This is a genomic window from Desulfosarcina sp., assembly GCF_046496365.1.
In the GTDB taxonomy this organism is placed as follows: Bacteria; Desulfobacterota; Desulfobacteria; order Desulfobacterales; family Desulfosarcinaceae; genus Desulfosarcina.
Window position 1 is genome coordinate 1 of sequence record NZ_JAWOHB010000170.1, and the last position, 8,555, is coordinate 8,555.

The window sequence follows — 8,555 nt, forward strand, 5'->3', positions numbered from 1 at the left end:
TGACTTCCCATCACATAGGCGACAGCTGCCTTCTGCTTGACCGGGCTCAGAAGTTTTTTGAGTTCACATCCTTGAGAATCGCATTATCCAGGCTCAACTCAGCAACCAGTTTCTTCAGCCGGGCGTTTTCCTTTTCAAGTTCCTTCATCCGCTTGGCGTCGGCGCTGTTCATCCCGCCATACTCCTTGCGCCACCTGTAATACGTTTGCTCCGTGATCCCGGCCTGCCGCGCCGCCTCGGCAATCGTATTACCCTGGTTGCACAGAATCTCAACCTCCCGTAGTTTTACAATGATCTCCACACCCCAACAGGCCAACAGGAAGGCATTCCGGGGTCAACAGGGTGTGCCTGGGTTGGCCCGCGGCGACGAACAATGATCAAACCCAGCGAATGAAAACGGACAGAAGAGCAACCAATCGCGGGGCGACAACCAAAAAAAACCGGGTTGGGAACAAACACCCGGTCAGGGAGGATGGATGGTGAGTGCCGAAGGTCCAGATAACCGCTAGGGTATCGACACCAGGGCCGCATGCCAGTCGCTGGCCATGGCCTGGTAGCCGGCATCGCTGGGGTGAAGGCCGTCCGGTGGTGTGCCGTCCAGCGGTGTGTAAAGGGTGGCAAATTGGTTCTCAAACCGATTGTATAAGTCCGGCCCCAGATAGAGGTTGTCGTTGGGGTCGTCCACAATGTTCTGTTCGATGCGGGTGTTGAACAAGGCTATTTGGTTGTTGGGTGTCATTCGCGGATTCCCGGACCCATCATAGATAGGTGGAATCAGCGCGATATAAACCAGATCAAGTTCCGTAAGGGCTACCGTGGCGATCTGGGTCACGTTGAATTCGAAAGCAACGGGATCTGTTTGCGGAACGGTCATGGCATCGTTGGTGCCGATGAGCAGCAGCATCCCATTGGCCTTGGGATGGCGCTCCAGGATGGAATCGATGCGCTGCAGCATTGTGTCGCTGGAGAGATCGCCGCCGATGCCCTCGTTGAAGACAATCTGGGGCAGGCCGGTCGAAAAGGTCAGTTCGTCGCTCAATTGGGCCTGAAAGCCCTGGCTGGATACGATCAGGCCGTCCATCGAATCGTTGTTCAGGGGGTCTTCGTCGCCGACGCCGTTGGTGATGCTGTCGCCCACGGCGATGAAATAATTCCCGCCGACACCGACAACGAAATTGATGTCATGGCTCAGTTCATTCCCATCGGCATCCGTCAACTCGGCGGTGACGTCGTGTTGCCCGGCAGGCACCCCGGAATACTGGGCCGAATAGCGATTGCCCGACTTAACGGCAACCGTTTCATTGGCCCCGTCAAGGGTGAAGCGCACACTGCCGTCGGCGGGTTGGTTCAGGGCCACGGCTTCCACGGGCAGCGCATTACCGGGCGTTACGCTGTGCGCTAAGGGCGCGGTCACGGCAATCATCGGCTGCAGCGAATTGTCGGAGACAACCAGATTGTCGAAGCTGGCCCGGTCCTGACAATACAGGGCGACCGTCCCCGGCTGGATGGCGGCGTCTGTCACGGCAAAAACCAGGTCGTCATCGATCAAATCCCAGCTGATCCACACCATGATGGTGTCGCCGTTGATCTCCACGGTCACCCTGAACGGCAGGGGCGGGTCCTCGTCCACGTAACCGATCGAATTGACCCCCACGGTGCTGAAGGCCCCGCCCTGCCGCTTTTCCAGGCGGGTAAACCCGTAGCGCGAACTCATCGAAAGCCGGTAATAGTTGTAGGCGTCGGCATAGGGGAACATGATGCCTATGTCGTTGCCCTCGCGGGTGTCGCCGTTTTTCCGGGGAATGATGTCCACACTGAACCGGAAACGGGTGCGCTTGGCAAACACCAAAGGATCCAGATAGGCATAGGTGCCCAGGTGATAGGATTCCTGGAAAGCGTTGCGGAACACGTTGTTGACCTGCAGCAGTTCACCGCCAACCGCCGACCACGCCACCGCGTTGGGGGTGTCGTTGCGGAAGATCCAGTTGGCCGAGGTATCAAATGCGTCGGTCAACAGGATCTTGCTCACGTAAACCGAAACGGTATCGGACTGCTGGGCGCCGTCATCATCCGTCACCGCGCAGCTGAAGGTCAAGGTACCCGTCACCGGCGGTGCGGTGAAATTTAGGGTCGACGTCGATTGGCCAGCGAGGGCCACCGGCGCGCCAGCCACCTGGGTCCATTGATGGGCAACAATGACTCCGTCACTGTCGCTTGAGACCGCCGTCAGGGCAACCGCATTGGAAGATAGCGTGAATCGATCCTGGCCGGCGTCCACCATGGGTGGCAGGTTTGTAGGTGGATTGCCTTCTTCTCCGCCGCCACCACCGCCGCATCCCGAGATAACAGATGCAAAACATAGCAGGGAAACAAGACATACCGTCTTGAGAATATTGTTTTTGCTATTGATCCGTTCGCTAATCATCTGGCAATCGGTCTATCCAACGGTGTGCAGCAATATTTGAGCCATCGGTTCAGCCATTCACTGGTATTGACGAAACGGGACGCAATGATAAGGTTTCCATGGAAAAGTGTAAAGCGAAACTTTTGTACAACTACTCAAAAGATTTCAACCCTTCGGCAATTTTCTTCATGGGTTGATCCTGACCGCGACATTGTCGCCGGTTTCGGTTAATAGTGCCACCTGTCCGGATTACTGCACCGTCAGTTTGATGCTCATTCACACGGTTTCAGGTCGAGGGGTTGAAAATCCTCAGCCAGGTCTGTGGATGCCGGTGCCGGGTTTTTTGCGGAGATCTTTGCGGCCAGCAATAACACGGCATAAAGCATGATGCTGACACCAATCATTTCTAGATACTCTTCACAAGCGACTTCGACCCTGTATAAGCCTTTGTTCGATCCAGATCGCAAAAAAAGGTAGCTGACGACCTCAAGACCGACACCACCGGTAACAAACACGATAACACCGAGCATTGCTATCCGAATTTCACGTCTGAAATGCCTCCACAGCTTCCGGAATTGCCGTGCGGCCAAGATTACGGCGGACAGGGCCAAGATAGAATATACGGGAATCCACGCCCCGTGATTCCCCTTAAATAGCAACCAGTTCACCCCAAAATTAATGGATAGTGTCGTTATCTTCTCGTGAATCGCTGCACCCTCATCTGCTGACAAAAAAATAAAGAACAGGCTTCCGGTTATCAGAATCGATGTGGGCAGGTGTTGTCGCCTCTGGTTGTTTCTGGATGCCAAAAATAGCAGACTGCCAACGACAAACAGCTGCATTGAGGCATACCATGAAGGAATCGACACCTCCCTATCCAGGTCGAACAAATTACTTAGAGGTCCCCATTGCAAAAATGGCCAGAAAATATGGATTATCGCATAAACGAGAACAAGCAGGGTGGCGATGGCTGCCAGCCATAAAAATATATCACGCGCATTTGTGGCAGAATAATCGACTTTTAAACTCATATGGACTTATTTTTTCGGTGCTTCATTCGGATTGACGATTGGTTTGATTTGGCCATGGCCATCAGCACCCTGAGAGCAAAGATCGGCAACACGCGCTGGCGGTGGATCCGCCTGGGATCCGTCAACAATCTGTAGAGCCACTCCAGGGACAATTGCATCCAGATATCGGGGGCACGCTTTACGCTGCCGGTAATGGCATCCAATGTACCGCCGATGCCCTGGCACACCTTGACCGTAGTCAGCTCCGAGGCGTGGGCGGCAAACCATTTTTCCTGCCTGGGTGACCCCAGGGCCAAAAAGAGAATGGCCGCACCGGAATCATTAATGGAACGCACTAGCTCGGCCATCTGCTCCTCGGGCACATAGCCGTGTGATCGCCCGGCGATACGGATTGCGGGAAAACGGATTCGCAGCTGTTCCACGGCGGCCTGGTTGACGTCATCCCGTGCGCCGTAAATAAATATGGATTTGTCCTCCTCCACCGCCAGGCGGCAAATCTCCTGCATGAATTCCACGCCAGGGACGCGCTGCAGCACGGCTCCGTGAAGCAGCCTCGCCGCCACGACGATGCCGATGCCGTCCGGGATTAAAAGATCCGCTGCCTTGAAGGCGTCCCACAGTTGCGGGTCTTTGGGAACGGAAAAGTTCTTTTCGGGGTTGGCGGCAAAAATGGAGCACGGTCGATCGCCATGCAGAAATCCACGCACCCGTTCGATGGCCTGTGCCCGATCCACCGGATCCACCCAGATATCCAATATTTTCAACCTGTCTTTCAAACTAATCCACCTCGTTCGTCACGCCCGTAAGGTGTAACGGCATCCGGGTAAAAATTGCCGTCGTGAATACAATGTCGGCAGCCTTTCCAGACCGGGAGCAGGTCAACGTGCAGGTGGGTTCCTTGTACCCGTACCGATTGGAATACCACCCCAACAATGGTTGTACCTGTCCACGGACCACTTGAAAATCAAATTCTAAAAGGTGCAGAAAAGCGCTTTCCCCGCCATGGTCAACCACCCACCAGGGTCCATTTTTTTTTACTATCGCATCCGGGTGCAAATGAAAGTTAAGCTCAAACCGGTAAACTCCGCTGCCGCTAAAACGATCTTTGATCAAGAAATTGCCCTGATCAAAACAGGAAATCGACCGTTGGTGTTGGACCGGTGCCTTCAATCTGGCATACCCGTCGTGAACTGCACTGCAGAACAGATCACTGCCTACTTCTTCACTCGCCACGAGTTTTGAATGGTATGGATTGCTCCAGATGAAACTGGTTTCCTGGACAGCCTGATCCTGATCATCGATGGTGACGGTGTTGTGCGCCCGCGTTCCTTTGAAGTAGCGGCGCCATTTTTCAACGCCGTTGTAACGATAGGTGCCGGGGTCCACGATCAACGGGCGACCGTTCATGGAAAGGGTAATGGACAAGGCATCGGCATGCCCGTGGTTGTAAAACGGGGCCATGCCCAAGGGGCCATGGTCAAACGTGAAGATCAGCCGGCCGTCGTTGATGACACTGTATCCGGAATCAGGGAAAGTGGCCCGGTTGGCCTTGAAATTATCCGATGTTTCCCGGCGGGGAGAGATCCCTGGTGCCACGGCGGCACCGTCATCACTGTCCCCGATGGCGGGAACGATCCCGTTTTGATCCTGAAAGACATCCAGGAAATGTTGCCCGCGTGCCAGCCTCGGCCGCCAATGATTCAGGTCGGCCAGGTCGTTCTTGTGCACGAAATCCATCGCCAGCCAGTATAGATCCAACACAAACCGGTGATAACCCAGCGACTGCTCGGCAGGCCCGCCATCCTCGAGAATCTGGTGCGGCAATTCCTCGTCAAGGATTCGCAGGCCTGTTTTCAGCCAGCGGCCACCGGTGCGCATGGACCGATAGATCGCGCCGGCAAAAACCAGGCCGATAGCTTCCGTAACGGTGTGGTTGCCAAGGGAGGAATAGAGCGACAGGTGATTGGCAACCAGCCTGGCATGCAGGTAGAGGGCCTGCAGCATCCGATCGCGGTGGTCGGATGACAGGTGCTCCAAATGCTTGAGGGCATAAAAAAAAACGGGGATGCGCAGGGCACACTCCATGGCCGATTGGTAATGCTCTCCGCGCGGGAAGGGATTGGCGTCAAGCCAGGATAGAATCAGGTTCCCGGCCGCCTGCCCGCTCACTGCATTGTCGTGCTTTCCCGAAGGACGACCAGCTCGGGCAAAATAGCACGACGCAAGTTGAAGGCGGGCAGGCTCCCAACGCAACCGGATGTCGGCTTTGAAGGCATCCGCGATTGCAGCCGGCCCATTGAGTAGATCAGCGGATGCACCGTTTCTTTCCACCAGAAGGTCCGGCACATGCGTGCCGTCAATGCGTGCCAGATTCACGGCACGGTCGCCCAGCAGAGGGCTGTCAAACCTCACCATGGCCTGCAGATGTAATCGCGCGAGGTATTGCCGTATTCGGCAACACAGCTCGGCAAACGAGGCATGCCGCAGGCGCATTAAATAGAACCGCAGATTCAACACCGGATCCGCCTTCAGGATGAAGTCGTGGTTGTCAACGATGCTGGAATGGACTGAAGCATCAGCACCCAATCCTGGCCGTCGCCGCTGGTGGGCGGTCGGAACCGATGGATTTCCCGAGTAGCGACCGGTTCGACCGCCTGCCGGCTCCCGTCCCGCGGATTGAACCAGGTGACTGCGGCGCGCGGGCCATTGAGGGTTTCCAGGTTGATGTCGGTCGGCCGCCCGGTGGGCAGGTAGACGAGAATATAGCTGCCTTCGGCGTCGCGGGTGGCCCGTGCATGATTGACCCCGGCCCCCGTATCCCCAACGATGACGGATTGGTCGGGTATCCGGGAAAAAAAAGCCAGCGACGTCATCAACTGATTCAGATGCCGCATCTGCCGCGCCCCCGGCGTATCGAGGGCGTCGAACCAGGGGATATAGGCCCCCCATCGGTTGCGTTCGTTCAAACGTGTCCAGGCGATGAAGCTGCGGTGGCCGTAGGTGTGCCCGAAGGCGCCCGCAAACACCGCCCAGTAGGCGGCGCGGCGCACGTCCCAAGGAGCAATTCGCCTATTTTGCGGCTCTTTTTTGGACAGCGACAAGGATCCTTCGTAAGCCACCTCAGCATCGAGCGTTGGTTTTGGAGGCCGTCTAGCCACGTCGGCGGCAATAGTGCGATAGTTGGCGAAGTCGAACAGCGTGGTCGTCTGGACCATGTTGAAATCCATCCACGCCTCCCTATGCAGATGCAGCGATGACGAGTATCCGCCTCCCCTGGGATGATAGGTCATCAGGGTCGACGACCAGTCGGCCTTACCGTCGTATGTGCCATGGTTGTTTGTCCCGTCGGCGACCCCTTCGGCCAGTGCCCGCACCAGCGCCAGCCGTTCCGGCCGGTTCACATCGCGGCCCTGACGATACGATGGATCGCCGCCCATGACCCAGATCAGATGGGTTCGCTGGTTGTAGCGATGGCCGAGAAAACGGCCGTAGCGGTAGGCAATGGACGGATCCCGGAGGATCGGATCATTTTCGTCGATGGCGTTGAGCCACAACGGCAGCAAGGCCACATAGAACCCGTTGGCCTGGGAGAGGTCAAGCAGCGCATCGCAAAGATCCCAGTAATCGTTGCCCGGCCCGTCCACGACTCGCGGCCGGGTGAAATCGCCCTCATGAAACGCGGGATGCCCCTCGGCGTTGACGACGGCGCCATGCCGGGCAGCGACGGTTTGCACCACGTTGAAGCCCTGGGACCGCCGGGCTTCAAAATAAAGACTTGCCGATGGCTGGTCGGAATTGTCACTCAATACGGCGCGTTGAATCATCCGCCAGGCCGTGTCCCCGAGCCAGAAAAACGGCTCACACTGTTCCGTGACCAGATAGTGGCCAGTCGAAGACACCTGCAATCGTGGGAGTGGTGTCATTAAGGACGAAAAGCCTGCCGAGCCGTGCTGTACATCGGCAAATCCTAACGCAATTGCATACAAACATGCAATTGGGAGGATTTTGGACAGAAAATATGCGCCTCCGGAGTCCTTTGAATGCATCGTGTGGTTGGTCGATTCGCCTATTACTGCAAATTCAAAACGCTGCCAGTCCGGATGGATTCGAGAATTTTGAAGGTCGTCAACGTGGCACTGTATATCTCGGCCAATTCGATGGGCGCCTCCGATCCTGTCAGAATGGCATTGATAAACGATTGAACTTGCACCTTTTGCCCTTTGTCCTGGTTGATCAGTTTGGTATCCCGCTTGCGACCATGGGCGTAGACGGACAAGGTTTTGAAATCGTCAAGCACCGCCGAACATCCGTTGGCAAAGACCTCGACCCTCTCCTTGGGCAGACTTTTATCCCCGTTGGCCAGGTAGTCTATCGATCCAATAGAGCCGTTGCGATAGGTCAGGGACACATTGACCACATCGTTCATGTGCTGCGGATCTGTCAGGGCTGATGCGAAAATCGTTTCAGGAAGCGACCCATTCAGATAGGTCAAAAAATCGACAAAATGGCAAACTTCGCCGATGATGCGTCCGCCGCCGATTTCAGGATCCTGAATCCATGAATCGGCGGGAATTGCACCAGCGTTAATTCGATAGGTCATGGCCATCGGACCATGGCCAAAGGTTTGTTTCAGCTTGGTCGCCAGAGGAGCGAAGCGGCGGTTGAAGCCGACCATTAGAATTGGTTGGTTGGTTGAACTAGTTGAATTGGTGTGATTGGTTGGTTGGTTGTCGGAATTGCCACCTTCAGCTTGTGGGGCGTTAAGTTCAAAGATGTCGTTCAACTCCTGTTCGTTCAGGCACAGGGGTTTTTCCACAAACACGTGCTTGGTCGCCTTGAGTGCTTTTTTTACGAAACCGGCGTGAGAATCGTGGCGTGTGGCGATAAATACGGTGTTTATGTCATCGCTGTCCAGAATGTCCGTTTTGTCGGATTGCAGGAACAGACCAGAAAAAGTGAAACGACCAGTATCAGCTCCCTGCTGCTTAAGGGTATTTTTTTATGTGGTTTTAACTTGATCAAAACATGCATCTGTAAGTGCAAAGCAAATATATCAATAAAAATTCGCCTAACTTTGCGCGCTGTAGCCTTACTGGCAAAAATTATTTTATTGATTTGCC

8 protein-coding genes and 1 pseudogene are annotated in these 8,555 nt (G+C 55.3%); 1 reads left to right on the forward strand and 8 read right to left on the reverse strand.

Annotated elements, in window-relative coordinates; all coding sequences use genetic code 11:
* Positions 1-46: 46 nt before the first annotated feature.
* The 8 genes and pseudogenes from R6V78_RS17340 to R6V78_RS17375 form a co-directional block, all read right to left on the reverse strand.
* A complete protein-coding gene (locus tag R6V78_RS17340; protein ID WP_410290640.1) occupies positions 47-316 on the reverse strand; it encodes a transposase in 270 nt (89 codons plus the stop codon).
* 189 nt (positions 317-505) lie between these two features.
* The gene (locus tag R6V78_RS17345) at positions 506-2,425 is read right to left on the reverse strand and encodes a GDSL-type esterase/lipase family protein (protein ID WP_410290641.1); all 1,920 of its coding nucleotides are present in this window, start codon (positions 2,423-2,425) and stop codon (positions 506-508) included.
* Positions 2,426-2,676: 251 nt separating this feature from the next.
* Positions 2,677-3,435, reverse strand: coding sequence for a hypothetical protein (locus R6V78_RS17350; protein ID WP_410290642.1), 759 nt, complete (start codon positions 3,433-3,435; stop codon positions 2,677-2,679).
* The gene (locus R6V78_RS17355; protein ID WP_410290643.1) at positions 3,432-4,211 is read right to left on the reverse strand and encodes a WecB/TagA/CpsF family glycosyltransferase; all 780 of its coding nucleotides are present in this window, start codon (positions 4,209-4,211) and stop codon (positions 3,432-3,434) included. Before R6V78_RS17355 ends, R6V78_RS17350 begins: the two co-directional genes overlap by 4 nt.
* Position 4,212: 1 nt before the next feature.
* Positions 4,213-6,021 carry a heparinase II/III family protein gene (locus R6V78_RS17360; protein ID WP_410290644.1) on the reverse strand — a complete coding sequence of 603 codons (1,809 nt, stop codon included), beginning with the start codon at positions 6,019-6,021 and terminating at the stop codon, positions 4,213-4,215.
* Positions 5,964-7,358: a glycoside hydrolase family 140 protein gene (locus tag R6V78_RS17365; RefSeq protein ID WP_410290645.1), complete on the reverse strand. Its 1,395-nt coding sequence runs from the start codon at positions 7,356-7,358 to the stop codon at positions 5,964-5,966. Before R6V78_RS17365 ends, R6V78_RS17360 begins: the two co-directional genes overlap by 58 nt.
* A 146-nt stretch (positions 7,359-7,504) precedes the next feature.
* On the reverse strand, positions 7,505-8,218 hold the full coding sequence (locus R6V78_RS17370; protein ID WP_410290646.1) for a Gfo/Idh/MocA family protein: 714 nt from the start codon (positions 8,216-8,218) through the stop codon (positions 7,505-7,507).
* A 39-nt stretch (positions 8,219-8,257) separates the two neighbouring features.
* Positions 8,258-8,320, reverse strand: a pseudogene (locus R6V78_RS17375) (hypothetical protein); the annotation flags it as partial.
* Here R6V78_RS17375 and R6V78_RS17380 point away from each other — a divergent pair.
* Positions 8,297-8,555: hypothetical protein (locus R6V78_RS17380; protein ID WP_410290647.1), on the forward strand; the 259-nt coding region annotated here is incomplete at its 3' end. The pseudogene R6V78_RS17375 and the gene R6V78_RS17380 sit on opposite strands and share 24 nt — an antisense overlap.

Coding starts and splice junctions, on each gene's coding strand:
- R6V78_RS17345 (WP_410290641.1), bottom strand. CDS start 2,425: ATGATTAGCGAACGGATCAATAGCAAAAACAATATTCTCAAGACGGTA.
- R6V78_RS17350 (WP_410290642.1), bottom strand. CDS start 3,435: ATGAGTTTAAAAGTCGATTATTCTGCCACAAATGCGCGTGATATATTT.
- R6V78_RS17365 (WP_410290645.1), bottom strand. CDS start 7,358: ATGACACCACTCCCACGATTGCAGGTGTCTTCGACTGGCCACTATCTG.